Below are 18,982 nucleotides of genomic sequence, written 5' to 3'. Positions count from 1 at the left end.
GATTTCCGACATAGCGGGCATGGTGTTTCACGTGAAACGTCGTTCCCTCCTCTCGGGCATCCTGGCCCGCAGCCAGGCGGTGACTGTTGCCGCTCCGGTTTCACGTGAAACACTGACCCCCATGCAGGAGTCGGAGACCATCGAGCAGATCGATGACACCCCCATAGCGCGTGCCGCCCAGGCTGCGGTGCAGGCGCTGGGCCGGGCGGGCGAGGGCCTGCCCCGGCCGCCGGCGACCCGGGTGATCGTGGTGGCCAACCAGAAGGGCGGGGTCGGCAAGACCACGACCACCGTGAACATGGCCGCCTCGCTGGCCATGCACGGGCTGCGGGTCCTGGTGATCGACCTCGATCCGCAGGGCAACGCGTCCACCGCGCTGGGCATCGACCACCACGCCGAGGTGCCCTCGATCTACGACGTCCTGGTGGAGGGCAAGCCGCTCGCCGACGTGGTGCAGCCGGTGGTCGAGGTGGAGGGGCTGTTCTGCGTCCCGGCCACCATCGACCTGGCGGGCGCCGAGATCGAGCTGGTCTCCATGGTGGCCCGGGAGAGCCGGCTGCAGCGGGCGATCCAGGCCTACGAGCAGCCGCTGGACTACATCCTGATCGACTGCCCGCCCTCGCTGGGGCTGCTGACGGTCAACGCCCTGGTGGCCGGCCAGGAGGTGCTGATCCCGATCCAGTGCGAGTACTACGCGCTGGAGGGCCTGGGGCAGCTGCTGCGCAACGTCGAGCTGGTGCGGGCCCACCTCAACCCGGTGCTGCACGTCTCCACCATCCTGCTCACCATGTACGACGCCCGGACCCGGTTGGCCTCGCAGGTGGCGGAGGAGGTCCGCAACCACTTCACCACCGAGGTGCTGAGCACCGCGATCCCGCGCTCGGTGCGCGTCTCCGAGGCGCCCAGCTACGGACAGACCGTGCTCACCTACGACCCGGGCTCCACCGGGGCGCTCTCCTACCTGGAGGCGGCCCGCGAGCTCGCGCTGCGCGGGGTGGGCCAGGGCGGAACGGCCGCCACCGAGCAGGCCGCTGCCGAGGCGCTCGGCGCCGTCGGCCAGCACCGGCACACGATCGGCGCGCAGGCGTCGCCGGTCGCAGAACAGAGCACGATGGAGGGCAATCGGTGAGTGGGCGCAGGGGACTGGGTAAGGGGCTGGGCGCGCTGATCCCGCCGGCCGCCTCGCCGGCGGCCGTCGGGCCCGCGATCGCCGCGCCGACCCGGCCGGCACCGGCCACCGGTGCCGCGGCGGTGTCGCCCAGCGCGGTGCCGCTGCTGCCGCCGCCCGGGCGCGGCACGGTCGCCGAGAAGGCGGCGGTGGCCGAGCAGGTGCTGGCCCCGGTGGACGGCGCCCGCTTCGCCGAGCTGCCGCTGGACGCGATCACCCCCAACCCGCGCCAGCCGCGGGAGGTGTTCGACGAGGCCAAGCTGGAGGAGCTGGTCACCTCGATCAAGGAGGTGGGCCTGCTCCAGCCGGTGGTGGTCCGTCAGGCCGGACCCGACCAGTACGAGCTGATCATGGGTGAGCGCCGCTGGCGTGCCTCCCGGGCGGCCGGCCTGGAGCGGATCCCGGCGATCGTGCGGGCCACCGAGGACGACAAGCTCCTGCTGGACGCCCTGCTGGAGAACCTGCACCGGGCCGAGCTCAACCCGCTGGAGGAGGCCGCCGCCTACGACCAGCTGCTGCGCGACTTCGGCTGCACGCACGACGAGTTGGCCGACCGGATCGGCCGCTCCCGCTCGCACGTCTCGAACACGCTGCGCCTGCTGAAGCTGTCGCCCGCGGTGCAGCCGCGAGTGGCGGCCGGGGTGCTCTCGGCCGGCCACGCCCGGGCGCTGCTCGGGGTGGCGGACGCCGAGCGGCAGGAGGCGCTGGCCAAGCGGATCGTTGCGGAGGGCCTCTCGGTGCGGTCCACCGAGGAGATCGTGGCGCTGATGGGCCAGGAGGAGAAGGCCCGCAAGCCGGTCGGCCCCAAGGCGGGCAAGCTGCTCTCGCCGGCCTTCAACGACCTGGCCGGGCGGCTCTCGGACCGGTTCGACACCCGGGTCAAGGTCGAGGTCTCCCAGCGCAACGGGAAGTTGGGCAAGGGCAAGGTGGTCCTGGAGTTCGCCTCGGTGGAGGACCTGAACCGGATCCTGGACAGCCTGGCGCCGGGGGAGGACGGGCTGCGGCTCTCCCAGGGCTGACCGGGGCGGACGGCTGAGCCGCTCGAACAGAAGCTGGTGGGTGCATGTTTCACGTGAAACATGCACCCACTCTCGTTGTACGGGGAGTGCACGTGGTGCGGTCGGCGGGGACCGGAACGGGGACACCGCCGGCCGGAGACTGCGGGAATGTCCTGGGGGGACGCGGCCGGTTGGGAGCGACCCCCGCGGGGAGGAACCGAACGAGGAGGTGTGCTGGATGGGTCGCAGGATCGTCCCGCTGACGCTGGACAACCTGGCGGACCTGCCCCAGCCCTGCCGCTCCTGCGTCTTCTGGGAGCTGGACCCGGTGCGCGGGCGGGAGGCGCAGGACGGGGGCAAGGCGGAGCAGGAGAAGGAGGGGTGGATCTCGGCGGTGCTGCTGGAGTGGGGGTCGTGCGGGCGGATCGCCTACGTGGACCAGGAGCCGGCCGGCTTCGTGCTCTACGCGCCGCCCGCCTACGTGCCCCGCTCGCCGTCCTTCCCGACCAGTCCGGTGTCGCCGGACGCGGTGCAGCTGATGACCAGTCGGGTGCTGCCGGAGTTCCAGGGACAGGGGCTGGGCCGGGTGTTGGTGCAGGCGGTGGCCAAGGACCTGCTGCGGCGCGGCGTCCGGGCGATCGAGGCCGTCGGGGCGGCCGGACCGGAGCGGCCGAGCTGCCTGTTGCCGGCCGACCACCTGCTGGCGGTGGGCTTCAAGACGGTGCGGCCGCACCACCGTTACCCGCGGCTCCGGTTGGAGGCCCGGTCCACCGCCAGCTGGCGGGAGGGGGCGCTGGAGCGGCTGCTGGGCGGCGGGCGGCAGGAGCCGGTGCTGCGGCCCTTCTAGGGTCCGCCGTCACCAGGACGCACGGAGGGGCGGGCCCGGCCGGGCCCGCCCCTCCGTCACGCGCGGTCGGCTCAGCCGGCCGGGGTGAGGAACTCCGCCAGGTCGCGCAGCAGCGCGGCCTTCGGCTTGGCGCCGACGATGCTCTTCACGACCTCGCCGTTGACGTACACGTTGAGGGTCGGGATGGAGATGACGCCGTACTGGGCGGCGACGGCGGCGTTCTGGTCGACGTCGACCTTGGCCACGGTCAGCTGGTCCGCGTACTCCTCGGCGATGGCCTCCAGCACCGGGGCCACCTGCTTGCACGGGCCGCACCAGGTGGCCCAGAAGTCCACCAGCACGGGCTTGTCGCTCTTCAGGACCTCGCTGTCGAAGGTCGCGTCGGTCACGGTCTTGGTGGCGCCGGCCACGGGAGCTCCTAAGGTCGAGGTGGTGGTACTGCTCGGTTGATCACAACAACGGGGAGCCGGACTTTCTTTCCGGCCGCGGCGGGCGGCCCGGTCCGTGCTCCCCGCTGGCGGAGGGTCAGACGGCGACGGAGGCCGCGGCCTTCTCCTGCTCGGCCGCGTGGGCCAGGTGGGCCAGGTAGCGCTCGGCGTCCAGCGCGGCGGAGCAGCCGGTGCCGGCGGCGGTGATCGCCTGGCGGTAGGTGTGGTCGACCACGTCGCCGGCGGCGAAGACGCCGGGGATGCCGGTGCGGGTGGAGGGGGACTCCACCTTGAGGTAGCCCTCGGCGTCCAGGTCGAGCTGACCCTTGAAGAGCTCGGTGCGCGGGTCGTGGCCGATGGCGATGAAGAGGCCGGTGACCGGCAGCTCGCGCAGCTCCCCGGTGGTGGTGTCGCGCAGGGTGACACCGCTCAGCTTCGGGTCGCCGTGGATCGCCTCGACCGCGCTGTCCCAGGCGAAGGTGATCTTCGGGTCGGCGAAGGCGCGCTCCTGCATCGCCTTGGAGGCGCGCAGCTCGCCGCGGCGGTGCACCACGGTGACGGACTTGGCGAAGCGGGAGAGGAAGGTCGCCTCCTCCAGCGCGGTGTCGCCGCCGCCGACCACCGCGATGTCCTGGTCGCGGAAGAAGAAGCCGTCGCAGGTGGCGCACCAGGAGACGCCGCGGCCGGACAGCTCGTCCTCCCGGGGCAGACCGAGCTTGCGGTGCTGCGAGCCGGTGGTGACGATCACCGCGTGGGCCCGGTGCACGGTGCCCTCGGAGTCGGTGACGGTCTTGATCTCGCCGGTCAGGTCGACCGCGACCACGTCGTCCGGGACCAGCTCGGCGCCGAAGCGCTCGGCCTGCGCCCGCATGTTGTCCATCAGCTCGGGGCCCATGATGCCGTCCCGGAAGCCGGGGAAGTTCTCGACCTCGGTGGTGTTCATCAGCGCGCCGCCGGCGGTCACCGCGCCCTCGAAGACGAGCGGCTTGAGGGAGGCGCGGGCCGTGTAGAGGGCGGCCGTGTAGCCGGCCGGGCCGGAGCCGATGATGATCACGTTACGGACGTCGCTCACTGCATCTCCTGATTGGCATCGCGGCCCGCGCCCTGCGGGTGGAGGCTGGCGGCTTGTCGCCAGCCTGGTCAACGGTTCCCCAGTCTCCCGCATTCCCCCGGCAAAGGGCACCGGCCGCCCACCCCTCGGGCCGCCGGGCGCGTCAGCCGGCCGCGATCTGCTGGTGCAGCAGGACGGTGGCGGGGGCCTGGGTGCAGCCCGGGGCGAGCAGGTAGACGTCCAGCCGGCCCGGGTCGGTGGCGACCCGGTAGACGTAGGCGTCGGCCGGGGCGCCCGCGTAGCTGCCGTGCGCCACGGTGAGCGGGGCCTGGTCGCGGTTCCCGTCCACCGCCGCGCGCACGCACGGCGGGGGCAGCGGGACGGCGGGGGAGGCCTCGCCCTGCTCGGTGGTGGCGTGCGGCCGCACGCCGGTGGCGGGCGGGCTGCCGAGCAGCTGGTGGATCTGGTCCGGCAGGCCGTCCGCGGTGAAGTGCGGGCCGGCCACCAGCTGCTGGGCGTCGGCCGGCCGGGCGGCGCCGGAGCGGCCGCCCGCCTGCTGCTGGCCGTCGAGGAGCCCGAACAGTGCGGCCGAGCCGAGGCCGAGGCCGGCCACCGCGGTGGCGACCACCACCAGCAGCCCGCGGCGGCGGGCGCGGGTGCGGGCGGCGGGGCCGGTGCTGCGGTCGGCGCGGGCCGGCGGTGCGGTGGACCCGGGGCGGCCCGACCCGGCGGCGACGTTGGCGGGGCCGGCCGCAGGCGGGGCAGCGGGCTCGGTGGCGGTGGGCTCGGTGGCGGGGTGCTCAGTGGCGGGGTGCTCGGCCGCGCTGGGGTCGGTGGCAGCGGGCGCGGCGGCGGGGTGCTCGGCCGCAGTGGGCTCGGCCGCGGCCCGGGCGAGCGCCGCGTCGATCCGCAGCGCCACGTCCGCCGGCATGGGTTCGACCGGGACCCCGGCGAGCAGCGCGCTCACCTCGGCCAGCGCGGCCAGCGTGTCGGCGCACTCCGGGCAGCCGGCCAGGTGGGCCCGGAGCTCGGCCTGTTCGGCGGGCGCCGACAGCTGCTCGGCCAGGTCCGCCAGGCGCTCGACGGAGGGATGCGACGCGGCGGCCGACTCGGCCGCTCCGGGCGTGGTGTGGTTCGTCATCGGTTCGTCGCGTCTCCTTCCTTGCTCAGCTCCGGCGCGGGGACGGGCGCAGATGGGACGGATCCGGCCGCCGACCGGTTCCGGGGTGGCGGTGTTTCACGTGAAACACCGTCCTCGGCGGGGCCGCGCAGGTGGCGCACCAGCGGCAGCAGTCGGGCCCGGCCGCGGGCGCAGCGGCTCTTCACGGTGCCCACCGGCACGCCCAGCACCTCGGCCGCCTCGGCCACCGAGTAGCCCTGCATGTCCACCAGCACCAGGGCGGCGCGCTGGTCGGCCGGCAGCTCGGCCAGCGCGGCCCCGAGCTCGCGGCGGAGCTCCTGACGGAGCACCAGCTCCTCGGCCGGCTCCTCGGCGGGCACCAGGGTGTCCAGCGCCTGCGGCTGCTCGTCCAGCGAGCCGGCCCGGCGCACCGCGGCCCGCCGGGCCCGGTCCAGGCAGGCGTTGACCACGATCCGGTGCAGCCAGGTGGTGACCGCCGAGCGGCCCTGGAAGGAGCCCGCCGACCGGAGCGCCGAGACCAGCGCGTCCTGCAGGGCGTCGGCGGCCTCCTCGCGGTCGCCCAGGGTGCGCAGCGCGATCGCCCAGAGCCGGTCCCGGTGCCGCTGCACCAGCAGGCCGAACGCCGCGGGATCGCCGTCGACGTGCCGAGCCAGCAGCTCGGCGTCGCTCGGTGCCTCGGCCGGGGTGGGCGCCTGTGCCCCCGGTCCTGCCGGTTCTGCCATCCGCCCACACCTTCCGGGCCGTCGGACCTGTCACGGTGGTCCGACGGGTCAGCCGGTCACCTTGATCTCGGCCACCTGGCCGCGGTATCTGCCGCTCCCATCCTTGGGGAGGCTGGTCAGCCAGATCAAGAGGTAGCGCGAGGTGACCGCGGAGCCGGGCTGGAACTGCACCTCGGTGCCGGTGCCGCGCGCCACCGGCTGGCCGAAGTCGTCGAGCTTGGTCGGCGTGCCGCCCCCGGCCGCGTTCGGCACCCGGAGCTCGGCGCTGGTGGTGCCGGCGAACTGGACGGTGACCGAGCTGACCGGCCGGGCCGAACCCAGGTCCACCAGCAGCCCGGTGCCGTGCCCGATGGTGGGCAGGTCGTCGAAGTAGCCGTCGGTCTGCCAGGAGGTGTTGGGGTCGTTGTCGTGGGTGTTCGCCAGCAGTTCGGTGTGCATCGGGTGGTCGCCGAACGGGTTGAACGAGGTGACGTCGGCGATCACCAGCGGGGTGGGCCGGACCGGGGCGGTGCTGGACGGCGGCAGTCCGGCGCCGGAGGCGCCCAGGGCGGTGGGCTCCCCGCTGGTGCCGAGCCGGCCGGCCAGCTCCCAGGAGCCGTAGCCGATGGCGCCCAGCAGGGCGAGCGAGACGGTCCACTGGACCACCCGCTTCGCGAGGTGGCGGCGGCCGCGCCGGCGGGGCGGGTGCGGCGGCAGCGGGACCGACGGCCGGGTGGGCGCGTGGTGCTGCGGTCCGGGCCGGGCGGGCGGCGCGGGCCGCACCACGCGCTCGCGGCCCACGGTCTGGCCCGGGGCGGGGTAGCGGTCGGTGCCGCCGCCCGCCTCGGCCTCGGGCTGCCGGATCCGCGGCAGCAGGGCGATCTCCGCAGCCAGCGCGGCCGGGCTGGTGATCGGGTCCAGCTTGCGCGGCGGCGGCTCGCACAGGGTCCGGGCGGCCAGGTCGGACAGGCCGCGGTGCACCCCGCCGCGGACCTGCTCCGGCGGCACCAGGCCGAGGTCGGCCGGCGTCCCCTTCAGGTCGTAGCGGTCCTCGGGGTGCGGCCAGCGGTGGGTCAGCGCGGCGTACAGCAGGGTGCCGACGGCCCGGGTGTCGGTCAGCTCGGCGGCCGGCCCGGTGGCGGCCGCGGGGTCGGCCAGGCCGCGCAGCGCGGCGTCCACCGCGACCCCGTTGATCCGGTACTGGCCGGTGTCGGTGCGCAGCACGCAGCGCGGGGTGAGCCTCAGGTGGGCGCGGCCGCCGCGGTGCGCGGCGGCGATCGCGTCGGTCACCTGACGGACCATCTGGTAGGCCTCGTAGGGCTCCAGCGGGCCGTCCGCGAGCAGCGTGGCCAGGTCGGTGGCGTCCGGCAGCCACTCCCGGATGACGTAGACCAGCTCGCCCTCCTGGACCGCGTCCAGCACCTGGACGAAGCGCGGGTCGCCGAGCAGCGCGGCCGACCGGGCCGCCGTCAGCACGCCCTCGGCGCGGCTGCTGCCGGCGGCCAACAGGTGCACTCCGACGGCGCGGCGCAGCTTCTCGTCCACGGCCCGCCAGCTGCTGAAGACGGCGGTGCGGGAGATGCACTCCTCCAGCCGGTAGCGGCCGGCGATCCGGTCGCCGCTGCGCCGTTCGGGGACCGGCAGCTGCTCGGGCGGTCCGGTCGGTTCGGCCGCGGCCGGGGTGGGCCGGGTGGTGTCCGCCGCGGACCCGTCGCCGTCCTCGTCCTCGTCCTCGTCCTCGTCCGGTGCGGAGCCGTCCGGGCCGTCGTCCGGCGCCGCGGCCGCGCTCGGGCCGGGCTGCTCGTCCGGCGCGTCGTCGGCCGGCGCGGCCCCCTCGGTCGCGGTCCCGGACTGCTGCTCGTCCGGATCGTCCGTCGTGCCGGCCGGTGGTCCGGCCAGTTCGGCGGCGATCTCGGCGGCGGAGAGCGGTGCGGTGATCTCGCCCGTCGCCTCGGCCGGCGACAGCTCCACGACTGCCTCGGCGCGGTCCCTGGTGCGGTCAGCCACCGTCGTCTGCCTCCCCTTGTGACCCAGTCGTCCGGGACAATTGTGCCCACTCTTCCGCCCCGAGTACGACCGCTGTGCGGGCCATCCGGTTCCAGCCAGGCCCGAACTGCTCAGTCGGTGGACAAACTGATGATCGGTCAGTGTCCCCAGCGGCTGCGGACCATACCGATCATCCCGTTCAGCTCCTCGATCCGCATCCGCCTGGCCAGCACCACGAACAGGGTCAGCTGCACCGCACCCGCCACCAGGACGGTCAGCACGCTGCCCAGCCAGCCGCCGAGCAGCGCGGTCAGCGCCAGCTCGACCAGCAGGCCGGCCAGCGCGGCCGGCAGGCAGGCGATCGTCAACCGGGTGTAGGTGCGGGCGATCCGCCCCGAGTCCAGGCCGCCGATCCGCCGCTTCAGCTTGGGCACCGCCACCGCCACCCCGACGGCGTAGGCGGCCCCGTAGCCCAGCGCCATCCCGGTGACCGCCCACTGGGCCGGCAGCAGCAGGTAGCAGAGCAGCGCGGTGCCGGCCTGGGTGACGGCCACCCAGACGGTGTTGGAGAACGGCGTGCGGGTGTCCTCGTAGGCGTAGAAGCCGCGCAGCAGCACGTACTGCACCGAGTAGGGGATCAGGCCCAGCGCGAAGGCGGAGAGCATGAAGCCGACCTGGGTGGTGCTGTGCGCCACGCTGCCGCCGTTGCCCAGCCCGTAGATGGCGCTGCCGATCTGCGGGCCGAGCGCGAGGAAGAGGAAGGCGGCCGGCACGATCGCCACCGCCGAGGTGCGCAGCCCGTAGGAGAGGTCGTCCCGCACCGCGCCGGCGTCGCCGTCGGCCGCCGCCCGGGAGAGCCGCGGGAGCACCGCGCTCATCACCGAGACGGTGACCACCGCCATCGGCAGCTGCCAGATCAGCAGCGCGTTGGAGTACGCCGCCAGGCCCACTCCCAGGTGCCCGTCGTCGGCCGCGTCCCGGCCGGCCGCGGTGGCCAGCTGGGTGACCACCAGGTAGCCCGCCTGGTTGGCCAGCACGAAGAGGAAGGTCCACTTGGCCAGCCGGGCGGCCTTGCCCAGGCCGTGCCCGCGCCAGTCGAAGCGCGGCCGGAACCGGAAGCCGGCCGCCCTCAGGTACGGGACCATCGACAGCGCCTGCACCGCCAGGCCGAGCAGGGTGCCCACGCCGAGCAGCCGCAGGCCCTCGGGGGAGATGGTCTCGGGGGTCACCCGGCTGTGCTGGAAGGTGCCGAAGACCCAGAGGTACATCCCGAAGGTGAAGATCACCACGACGTTGTTGAGGACCGGCGTCCACATCATCGCGCCGAACCGGCCGCGGGCGTTGAGGATCTGACCCATCACCACGTGCACGCCCATGAAGAAGATGGTCGGCAGGCAGTACCGGGCCAGGGCCACCGTGGTGTCGGCGCTGGCGGGGTCGCTCATCAGCGAGTGCGAGATCAGCTGGACCAGCAGCGGGGCGGCCAGCACCGCGACGAAGGCGACCCCGGCCAGGCCGGCCATCACCAGGGTGAGCAGGCGGTTGGCGTACGCGGTGCCGCCGTCCTCGTCCTGCTTCATGCTGCGCACCAGCTGCGGCACGAAGACCGCGTTCAGCGCGCCGCCGCCGATCAGGATGTAGAGCAGGGTGGGCAGCGTGTTGGCCGCCGAGTAGGAGTCGCCCATGGTGCCGACCCCGATCGCGGCGGCGATCACCATGGTGCGCAGGAAGCCGGTGGCCCGGGAGACCAGGGTGCCCGCGGCCATCACCGCGCTGGACCCCAGCAGGCCGGGCAGCCGGCCGCCGGGCGCGGGCGGCTGCGGGTCGTCCGGCAGCTCGCCCCCGGTGGGCTCCCCGGGCGGCTCGGTGGCCGGTTCCGCGGCCTCCCGCGCCCGCTCGGGCGCCGCGGGTCCGGCGGGCCCGCGGGCGGCCCCGGGAGGCCTCTCACCGGTCTCCTCGGGCCGCAGCGGCGGGTCGAACTCGATCACCGGGACGAACGGACGGCCGGACTCGGTGGCCACCACGCCCGCCGCGGGGCCGAGCAGCGCGTCCACGCCGACGTACTCGGTGGTCCCGCCGAGCTCCTCGGCCGCGACGTCCGGCGCCGACGACCGTTCCGGGGCGACGTCCGGCGCCGGCGAGGGTTCGGCGGACGGCTCGACCGCGGCTGTGGCCGTCCGGGTCCAGCGGGAGGCCGGCACCACCGGCTCCTCCAGCGGCTCCGCGCCCTCCGACTGCTGCGCGGGCAGGTCGGTCGGCGCGTCGGGCGCGTCGGGCCCGGCCGCCGCGGCGGGTGCCTCGGGTCCCTCAGGTGCCTCGGGCGGCCGGACGACCGGAGCGGGCGCCGGGGACTGCTCGGCGGCGTACGGACCCGGACCCTGCTGCGGCGCGTACGGGTCGGCGGCGAAGGGATCGCGCGCGTACGTGTCGCTGAGGTACCAGTCCGGCTCCTCGGTCGCAGGTTCGTTGGCGCCGCGCTCGCTCATGCCACCTCATCGCTGTCCGGATTCGGTCCTCGTCGAGGCCTACTGTCTCATCACGGCAGGTCAGAAACCGGGCTTTGGACGCGTGCCCTAGGGATGCGCCGCCTCGTGCAGCTCACCCTGCTCGGGGCCGTCGGGCGCGGCGGGGGAGCCCTGCTCCGGCTCCGCGTCCCGGTCGGCCGCAGCGGCGTCGGGGGCGTCGGGGTCCTGCGGGTCGACCAGCGGGGCGTCCGGGTCCTCGACCGGCTCGCCGCGGTGCTTGCGCCGGGCCAGCATGAACCGCCCGCCGGCCACCAGCACCAGCAGCGCACCGGCGCCGACCACCCACCAGACGCCGCTGGGCACCTGGCTGACCTCCACGGTGAAGCCCACCGGGTCGCCGTACGGCTGGGCGTCCGGGCCGACCGTCCACAGCTGGGCGGTCATCTGCACGCTGCCGTTGCCGACCGCCTGGGCCTGGAAGCGGGGCGAGGTGCTCTGGCCGCCCGGCAGTTCGATCGAGTGCCTGCTGGTCACCCGGAGCCGGTTGGGCTGGCTGGAGGTGAGCCGCAGCTCCAGGTTGACCACCGGCTGGTGCAGGTCGTTGCGGACGCTCACCTGGATCAGCCCGGAGTCGCCGGCCAGGGTCAGGCTGTTGCTCTTCGGCGGGATCAGCACCGCGCCCTTGAGCTGGGCCAGGTACTTGCCGGTGTTGTCCCGGTAGGTGGCGGCGCCCGCCGGGTTGCCGCGCCAGGCGGTCGAGACGGAGCGGGCCAGCGCCGCGCCGAACGGGCTGCTCACCCGGGCCGGCACGGTCAGGATCCGCAGCATCAGGTCCACGTCGCGCTGCATGGCGGCCACCGACTGGAAGGCGGTGGCGGGCAGCTCGGAGCCGCGCAGGTCGGCCGGGTAGGCCCCGGGGTTGGCGATCGTGGTGCCGACCCCCTTGTCGGCCGGGGCGCCGGCCACCTCGTCCAGCGTGTGCGGCTCGATCCAGTGGCCGCCCTGCGCGGTGGCCAGCGCGCCCTTCAGCACCTTGGCGGTGGCGGCGGTCAGCGTGCGCGGCGGCATCACCAGCAGGGTGCGCTGCTGGCCGGGCTGCTGCAGCGTGATCGCCAGCGTCTCGGCCAGCAGGCGCTGGGTGGCCTGGGTCTGGGCGTCGCTGGTGGTCAGGTCGGACTGCAGCAGGCCGGCGATGGTGCTGTCGGCGACCACCGCGGTCTGCCCGGTGCTCAGCTGACGGGCCGCGCTGGCGGTGTACGGCAGCTGGTCGGGCACGCTGGCGCTGTTCACCAGCAGCTCGCCCGCACCCAGCTGCTGGGCGGTCTGGGCGGTCGCCTGGTCCAGGTAGCCCTGGTAGGGCCAGGCCACCCCGTCCTTCGGGTCGATCGACAGCCGGCCCTCGACGGTCAGCCGGCCGGCCTGCCGCGCGGTGTCCAGGCCGGCGGTGCCGCTGCCGTTGTGCGCGATCGAGGCCAGGTCGGGGTCGGCGTAGGGCAGGCTGACCACCTCGGCGTTGTTCTTGGTGACCGCCGCCCGCAGCTTGGTGAGCCAGTCGTTGGCCACCGCCTGGCCGGTGCCGGCCACCGTGGTGGAGTCCTTGGCCGGGTCGCCGCCGTGGCCGGGGACCTGCACCCGGTACGCCTTGGTCATCGCGAACACGGCGTCCAGCAGGTCCGGGTCCACCACCCAGGTCACCGAGGGCATGTCCTGGCCCAGGGTGAGCAGCTGGCCGAGCCGCCCGGTGGGGGCCAGGTCGGCGGCCAGGCTGTCGTCGCGCAGCACCGGGGCGTCGTCGCCCTCGGTGCCGCTGCCGCTCTGCGCGACCAGCTCCGGCGCGTGGGTCAGCGGCCAGAGGGTGGCCACCTTGGTGGGCTGCACCCCGTTGCCGTCCGGGAAGTACGGCAGCAGGGTGCGGGCGATGCCGACGGGGTGGACCGACTCGTCGTCCTGGGTCGCGGCCTGCACCTCGACGGCGAGCTCGTAGACCCCGTTGCCGTCCAGCTTGAGGTCGGCCAGCGGGACGGTGATCGGATCGAAGGCCGCCGAGCCGCCGGCCGGCAGGTCGTTCAGCGTCTTGGTGGCGTTGGCCTGCAGCTTGGTGCCGTCGGCGCCGACCGGGTCGGTGCGGGAGAGCAGCTGGGCGATGCCGCTGCGGGTCTGCAGCGGCTGGCTGCCGCGGCCGAAGGCGAGGCCGACGGTCGGGCTCTTCAAGGCGGCCTGTCCGGTGTTGGTCACGGTGCCGGTGACCTGCACGGTGCCGTTCGACCCGGGGGCCGACTGGTTCACCGAGGTGATGGTGACCGCCACCGGGTACTCCGGCGAGACGTTGGCGAAGCCGGGCACCGCCTGGGCCGGCGGGGTGGTGGCGGTGACCACGCCGACCAGGGCCAGCGCGCCCGCGGCCAGCCCGGGCAGGCGCCGCACCAGGGACCGCCCCCGGCGGGGGGCCGGGTACGCCCGGCGGGGACCCTCGGTGTGCCGTGCTGGCTCGCCCACGCGCTTCGTCCTCGCCGTTCTGGTCAGCGGTCCGCTGGTCGGATGTGTCGGTTCGTGCGGTCGGCCCGCGCTGTCCCTGATGACGCGTCGTGCCGTGCCCGCGGTTTCCCCAACCGGCATGGTAACGACGCCGGCGGGCTCGCAGTGTTGCGGGCCGGGGGGAAAGGGGTGTGCCGGTAAAGCAGGGGGCGGGCGGCAGGCCCGGCCACGTACCCTTTGTGCCGTGTCCAACGCCAATGAGTCCAGCGCCACCGCCACCCCGCCCGCCCCCGCCGGTACCGCCCTGCCAGGGCTGAGCGAGGCCCAGACCCTGGGCCTGCAGGAGTTGCTGCGGGTCTCCCCGGTCGCGGACGAGATCGCCCGGCGGTTCCAGGAGGCCGGCTTCCGGCTGGCCCTGGTCGGCGGCTCGGTGCGGGACGCGCTGCTCGGCCGGCTCGGCAACGACCTGGACTTCACCACCGACGCCCGGCCCAAGCAGGTGCTGAAGCTGGTGAAGGGCTGGGCCGACGCGGTCTGGGACGTCGGCATCGCGTTCGGCACCGTGGGCGCGCGCAAGGACACGGCCGACGGCAGCTTCCTGATCGAGATCACCACCTACCGCTGCGAGGCCTACGACCGCAGCTCCCGCAAGCCCGAGGTGACCTACGGGGACACCATCGAGCAGGACCTGGTCCGCCGCGACTTCACCGTCAACGCGATGGCGGTGGACCTGCCCGGGCGCGGCTTCGTGGACCCGCACCACGGCCTGGACGACCTGGAGGCCCGGGTGCTGCGCACGCCGGCCACGCCGGAGGAGTCCTTCTCCGACGACCCGCTGCGGATGATGCGGGCGGCCCGGTTCGCCGCCCAGCTGGACTTCGACCCGGCACCGGAGGTGATCGCGGCGATGACCGCGATGGCCGACCGGATCGGCATCGTCTCCGCCGAGCGCGTGCAGGCCGAGCTGAACAAGCTGCTGCTGGCCCAGCACCCGGTGAAGGGCCTGCGCCTGCTGGTGGACACCGGCCTGGCCGCCCACGTGCTGCCGGAGCTGCCGGCGCTGCGGCTGACCGAGGACGAGCACCACCGGCACAAGGACGTCTACGAGCACTCGCTGACCGTGCTGGAGCAGGCGATCGACTTGGAGCAGGACGGGCCGGACCTGACCCTGCGGCTGGCCGCGCTGCTGCACGACATCGGCAAGCCGCGCACCCGCCGGTTCGAGTCGGACGGCCGGGTCTCCTTCCACCACCACGAGATGGTCGGCGCGAAGATGACCCGCAAGCGGATGCGGGAGCTGAAGTACTCCAAGGAGCTGACGGACGACGTCTCGCGCCTGGTCGAGCTGCACCTGCGGTTCCACGGGTACGGCGGCGGCGAGTGGACCGACTCGGCGGTGCGCCGCTACGTCACCGACGCCGGCCCGCTGCTGGAGCGGCTGCACAAGCTGACCCGCTCGGACTGCACCACCCGCAACAAGAAGAAGGCCGCCACCCTCTCGCGCACCTACGACGGCCTGGAGGAGCGGATCGTCCTGCTGAAGGAGCAGGAGGAGCTGGACGCGATCCGGCCCGCGCTCGACGGCAACCAGATCATGCAGCTGCTCGCCCTCAAGCCGGGTCCGCTGGTCGGCAAGGCCTACCAGCACATGCTGGAGCTGCGGCTGGAGCACGGCCCGATGGAGCACGAGGCGGCGGTCGCCGCGCTGCAGGAGTGGTGGGCCGCGCAGGGCGGCTGAGTGTCGCTTGCCAAGATCTGCAACTGTCCGGAGGGCCTTGAGCGATTTCGCTCGAAGGTGCGGATACCGACCAGTTCATGTGACTGCCGGATCAGCAGCGCGTTGCGCTGTCCGGGTGAGGAGAGGGTCTCCCCACCCGGAAGGAGTGATGGCGATGGCCGTCGACGCAGTGCTGCTGGAGTCCCCGACGATGCGGGCCCGGGTCGGGGACCGGGTCGAGGCGCTGGACAAGGTCCGGGCGCTGACCCTGCTGCCGGACGGGGTGCACGTGACCACCGAGGGGGTCGCGGCGTACTTCGAGGTGAGCGTGAAGACGATCCGCTCGGTGGTGCTCGACCACGGGGCCGAGCTCGGGTCCAACGGGTACACCGTGCTGACCGGTGAGCGACTGGGTTCCTTCAAGGAGCTCAGTCGGATCCACAGCCGGGCCCGCGCCCTCGCGCTGTTCACCCGGCGGACCGTGCTCAACGTGGCGATGCTGCTGCGGGACAGCGACATCGCACGTCAGGTGCGGTCCCAGCTGCTCGACATCGAGGAGCGGGCCCGGTACGCGCCGGTGGACAACCGCGGGGTGCCCCCTGTGGACAACCTCGTCGGAGCCCCCGCCGGCAGTGTGGACGCGGCGGTGGCCCGGGTCGCCGAGACCGTGGTCAGCAAGGTGATCGGCACGGCCGTGGTGCCGCTGTTGAACGCCATCGCGGAGGACGTCGCGCACAGCAACCGCAAGCTGGACGTGCTCACCGACCGGGTCGACCGGCTGGAGCGGATCGTGCTGGACGACGACCAGCGCAGCGTGGCCAGGCGCCGGCTGCAGCTGCTGCGGGCCGTTGACGAGGGGGTGGACGAGGAACTGCTCGACGACCACCTCGTCTGAGGCGGACGGGCCGTCGGCTCCGGCTGACGGCCCGTCCCCCTGCCGGTCCGTCAGGTGGCGGAGCCGCTGCCGCTGCCCCCGTCGCTCCCGGTGCCACCGCTGCCCGCGGGCGGGATGGTGCCGGGAGCGGCCAGGCAGAGCACGAAGCTGTAGCCGGCGTCCTTGTGGCTCAGCCACTTGGTGGCGTTGCTGTACGGCGCGCAGGCGGTGGAGCCGTCGTCCATGGTGGCCACCCGGTGCACCACCTGGTAGTCGGCCCGCTTGTCCGAGCAGGGCACCACGACGACCGAGGCCGAGGCGTCGTCGGCGCCGGCCTTGCCGTTGGCGTCGTGCAGGCAGTCGCCGGCCTGCGCGGTGGTCACCGGGCGGTCGTGGCTGGTGTCCACCGGGTCGGCCGCGGTGAGCGCCACCACGAGCAGGGTGATCGCCACCGCGACCGAGGCGACCGGGAGCAGCAGCATCCAGATCGCCCCGCGCCGGGTGAGCGGGCGGCCGGGGTCCAGCTGCGGGCCGTGGCTGCCCGGCTGCGGCGGGGGCAGCCGGCGCAGCCGCTGGAGCGCCGAGCGGTTCTGCAGCAGGGCGATCAGCGTGAAGAGCGAGGACAGGTAGCTCCACCAGCCGCGCAGCAGGGTCTGCTGGGACATGTCGCGGACGGTGGCGGTGCCGCAGACCACGCAGTACGGACCGGGCGCGCGCAGGAAGCGCATCAGCACGATCAGGCCGCGGTGGCCGCGCACCGTGACGTCGGCCGCCGGGACGCCGCCGCAGATCCGGCAGGCGAGCAGCTGGGGCGGGGCGTAGCCGGGCGCGGGCATCCCGTACCCCCAGCCCGGCGCGGGCTGGGGCGGGGCCTGGTACGGGTTCTGGGGCGGTGGCGCCGGGTAGCCGTAGGGCTGGGTCGGCGGCGGGCCGGGCTGCTGGGCCGGGAACCCGTAGGGCTGCGCAGGCGGGGGGACGGGTTGCTGGGCCGGGAACCCGTAGGGCTGGGTCGGCGGCGGGCCGGCCACCCCGGCCGGCGGTGCGTAGGGTGCCGCGGGCGGGGGCGCGACGGGTGCCGGGTACGGCGTTGCGGTCGGTGGCGGCGCGTACGGCGCCGCGGGCGCTGCTGCGACCGGCGGCGCGACCGGCTGTGCGACCGGCGGCGGTGCCTGGACGGGCACGGCGGCGCTCGGCACGGCACTGAGCGCGGTGGTGGCCGCGGCACCGGGGGCGGCGCTGTCGGGCGTCGTGGCGCTCGGCACCGCCCGCAGGGCAGTGGTGGCCGTTTCGCCGGTCCGGGGGTCGGGCACGTCGGCGCCCGGCACGGCCCGCAGCGCGGTGGTGGCTCCGGCACCGGCGTCGCCCGGGGGCGCAGCAGCGGGCGCGGGAGTCGACTCGGCCGCCTGCTCGGCCGCCTGCTCGGCCGCCGGCACCGCGTCCTGCACTGGAGGTGTCTCCTGGACCGGAACCGCGTCCTGCACCGGCGGCGCGGGCGGCGCCGGTACCGCGTCCTGGACCGGTTCGGCGGCGGACGGGCCGGGGAAGACCGGCGGCGGCGTGGCCAGCGGCGGGGCGGCCGGCCGCGGCGGCACCGGATGCGGGTGGGCCGCCACCGGCTGATCCGGGTCTGGCGGCGGCTGGTACGGATTGGTCACGCGGACTCTCCCCAGGTCGACGGACGACGCGCCTCGTACCTTAGCGTCGTGCGGTCCTCGCGTAGAGGGCGGCGGACGCCGCGTACAGCACCGCGACGCCCAGCACCACCGCCGCCGACCGCCCGTCCAGCGGCAGCACCAGCGAGGTCACCCCGGCCGCCGCCACGAAGGCCACGTTGAACAGCACGTCGTACAGCGCGAAGACCCGGCCGCGGTAGTCGTCCTCCACCGAGTTCTGCACGATGGTGTCGGCGCAGATCTTGGTGCCCTGGGTGACCACGCCGAGCAGCAGCGCCGCGACCATGGTCGGCCAGACGGCGAAGAAGAGTCCGAGCGCGGGGACGAAGACCGCCGCCGATCCCAGGCAGGCCACCATCCAGCCGTGCAGCCCGAGCCGCCGGGAGAACCACGGGCTGACCACCGCCGCCAGGAAGAACCCCACCGCCGAGAAGGCCAGCGCGGTGCCCAGCGTGGCCAGCCCGCCCCGGGTGTCGCCGGAGGCGTTGAAGGTGTACCGGGAGAGCATCAGCACGGTGACGATGAGCACCCCGTAGCAGAACCGGGCCGCGGTGACGGCGCCCAGCGCGTACACCGCCGGGCGGCTCTCCCGCACCAGGTGGCGCAGTCCGTCCACCAGGGCCCGGCCGGCCTGGCCCAGTGCGGCCCGCAGGTCCGGGCGGTCGGGGTGGTGCTCCGGCCCGAGCAGCTCGGGGTCCATCCGGTGCGCGGCCAGCGCGGCGGCCAGGTAGAGCACGGCGGCGACGGTGACCAGGGCGGCGTCCGCCCGGGTGCCGGGCGGCAGCACCTGGTGGAAGAGGAAGCCGATCCCGCCGCCCAGGGCCGCCGCCACGGTACCGGCGGTGGGGGAGAGCGAGTTGGCGGTGACCAGCTGGCCGGGCGAGACCACCCGGGGCAGCGCGGCCGAGAGGCCGGCCAGGATGAACCGGTTGAGTGCGGTGACCAGCAGGGCCGAGGCGAAGAAGAGCCACTCGGGAGCCCGGCCGAGCAGCAGCGCGGCGGTCACCAGGCCGAGCCCGAAGCGGGCCAGGTTGCCCAGGTAGAGCACCTGGCGGCGGCGCCAGCGGTCCAGCAGCACGCCGGCGAACGGGCCGATCACCGAGAACGGCAGCAGCAGCACCGCCAGCATCGAGGCGATGTCGGCGGGGGAGGACTGCCGCTCGGGCGAGAAGATCACGTACGAGGCGAGCGAGACCTGGAAGACCCCGTCGGAGAGTTGGGAGAGCAACCGGGCGCTGAGCAGCCGCCGGAAGTCCTGGGCGCGGAGCAGCGCGCCGAGCGTGGCTCGACCCGCCGCGGAGTCGGAGTGGGCCTCGGCCGGCCGTCGGGTGATCGCCACCCGCCCAGGGTGTCATGCCGAGGGCCGATTTTTCACGTGAAACATCGGCCCGCGGCGGTGACGAACAGTCAAAAGGTGAGCGGAATGGGTCAGCGCGCGACCGCGCCGCGGGTTAACGT

At 74.5% G+C, this 18,982-nt stretch carries 14 protein-coding genes; 5 read left to right on the top strand and 9 right to left on the bottom strand.

The features are described from left to right. The first annotated feature begins 121 nt into the window (after positions 1 to 121). From ACFW1A_RS11810 to ACFW1A_RS11800, 3 genes are all read left to right on the top strand, one after another. The gene (locus ACFW1A_RS11810) at positions 122 to 1,129 is read left to right on the top strand and encodes a ParA family protein (protein WP_380407718.1); all 1,008 of its coding nucleotides are present in this window, start codon (positions 122 to 124) and stop codon (positions 1,127 to 1,129) included. Next, positions 1,126 to 2,187, top strand: coding sequence for a ParB/RepB/Spo0J family partition protein (locus ACFW1A_RS11805; protein ID WP_380407716.1), 1,062 nt, complete (start codon positions 1,126 to 1,128; stop codon positions 2,185 to 2,187). The genes ACFW1A_RS11810 and ACFW1A_RS11805 overlap by 4 nt, the downstream gene beginning before the upstream one ends. Before the next feature lie 217 nt (positions 2,188 to 2,404). Next, a complete protein-coding gene (locus ACFW1A_RS11800; protein ID WP_380407714.1) occupies positions 2,405 to 3,013 on the top strand; it encodes a GNAT family N-acetyltransferase in 609 nt (202 codons plus the stop codon). 71 nt (positions 3,014 to 3,084) lie between these two features. Here the strand turns inward: ACFW1A_RS11800 and trxA are convergent, their stop codons facing one another. The 7 genes from trxA to ACFW1A_RS11765 form a co-directional block, all read right to left on the bottom strand. Further along, a complete protein-coding gene (trxA, locus tag ACFW1A_RS11795) occupies positions 3,085 to 3,423 on the bottom strand; it encodes a thioredoxin (protein WP_380407712.1) in 339 nt (112 codons plus the stop codon). A gap of 115 nt (positions 3,424 to 3,538) precedes the next feature. Beyond that, complete coding sequence (trxB, locus tag ACFW1A_RS11790; RefSeq protein WP_380407710.1) at positions 3,539 to 4,513, bottom strand: thioredoxin-disulfide reductase; 975 nt, start codon at positions 4,511 to 4,513, stop codon at positions 3,539 to 3,541. A gap of 142 nt (positions 4,514 to 4,655) precedes the next feature. Beyond that, positions 4,656 to 5,633 (bottom strand): anti-sigma factor family protein, encoded by a 978-nt coding sequence (locus ACFW1A_RS11785; RefSeq protein ID WP_380407708.1) that lies wholly within the window; start codon positions 5,631 to 5,633, stop codon positions 4,656 to 4,658. Then, on the bottom strand, positions 5,630 to 6,355 hold the full coding sequence (gene sigM / locus ACFW1A_RS11780; RefSeq protein ID WP_380407706.1) for an RNA polymerase sigma factor SigM: 726 nt from the start codon (positions 6,353 to 6,355) through the stop codon (positions 5,630 to 5,632). The genes ACFW1A_RS11785 and sigM overlap by 4 nt, the downstream gene beginning before the upstream one ends. A 48-nt stretch (positions 6,356 to 6,403) precedes the next feature. Next, positions 6,404 to 8,341, bottom strand: a complete 1,938-nt coding sequence (locus ACFW1A_RS11775) for a serine/threonine protein kinase (protein ID WP_380407704.1) — start codon at positions 8,339 to 8,341, stop codon at positions 6,404 to 6,406. A gap of 137 nt (positions 8,342 to 8,478) precedes the next feature. Continuing rightward, on the bottom strand, positions 8,479 to 10,806 hold the full coding sequence (gene murJ, locus ACFW1A_RS11770; protein WP_380407701.1) for a murein biosynthesis integral membrane protein MurJ: 2,328 nt from the start codon (positions 10,804 to 10,806) through the stop codon (positions 8,479 to 8,481). An 87-nt stretch (positions 10,807 to 10,893) separates the two neighbouring features. Then, positions 10,894 to 13,281, bottom strand: coding sequence for a DUF6049 family protein (locus ACFW1A_RS11765; protein WP_380407698.1), 2,388 nt, complete (start codon positions 13,279 to 13,281; stop codon positions 10,894 to 10,896). A 223-nt stretch (positions 13,282 to 13,504) separates the two neighbouring features. On the opposite strand from ACFW1A_RS11765, the gene ACFW1A_RS11760 reads away from it, so the two are divergent. Together ACFW1A_RS11760 and ACFW1A_RS11755 are read left to right on the top strand one after the other, a co-directional pair. Next, positions 13,505 to 14,998 (top strand): CCA tRNA nucleotidyltransferase, encoded by a 1,494-nt coding sequence (locus tag ACFW1A_RS11760; protein ID WP_380407695.1) that lies wholly within the window; start codon positions 13,505 to 13,507, stop codon positions 14,996 to 14,998. 154 nt (positions 14,999 to 15,152) lie between these two features. Beyond that, the gene (locus tag ACFW1A_RS11755) at positions 15,153 to 15,872 is read left to right on the top strand and encodes a restriction endonuclease (protein ID WP_380407693.1); all 720 of its coding nucleotides are present in this window, start codon (positions 15,153 to 15,155) and stop codon (positions 15,870 to 15,872) included. A 50-nt stretch (positions 15,873 to 15,922) separates the two neighbouring features. On the opposite strand, the gene ACFW1A_RS11750 is transcribed toward ACFW1A_RS11755, so the two are convergent. Both ACFW1A_RS11750 and ACFW1A_RS11745 read right to left on the bottom strand, forming a co-directional pair. Further along, positions 15,923 to 17,506, bottom strand: coding sequence for a hypothetical protein (locus tag ACFW1A_RS11750; protein WP_380407691.1), 1,584 nt, complete (start codon positions 17,504 to 17,506; stop codon positions 15,923 to 15,925). A 40-nt stretch (positions 17,507 to 17,546) separates the two neighbouring features. Continuing rightward, a complete protein-coding gene (locus ACFW1A_RS11745; protein WP_380407689.1) occupies positions 17,547 to 18,863 on the bottom strand; it encodes an MFS transporter in 1,317 nt (438 codons plus the stop codon). Positions 18,864 to 18,982: the final 119 nt, after the last annotated feature.

The organism is Kitasatospora sp. NPDC058965 (genome assembly GCF_042741245.1).
Lineage (GTDB): Bacteria > Actinomycetota > Actinomycetes > Streptomycetales > Streptomycetaceae > Kitasatospora.
The sequence above is the reverse complement of the archived record's forward strand: the minus strand, read 5'-3'. Positions and strand labels throughout refer to the sequence as shown.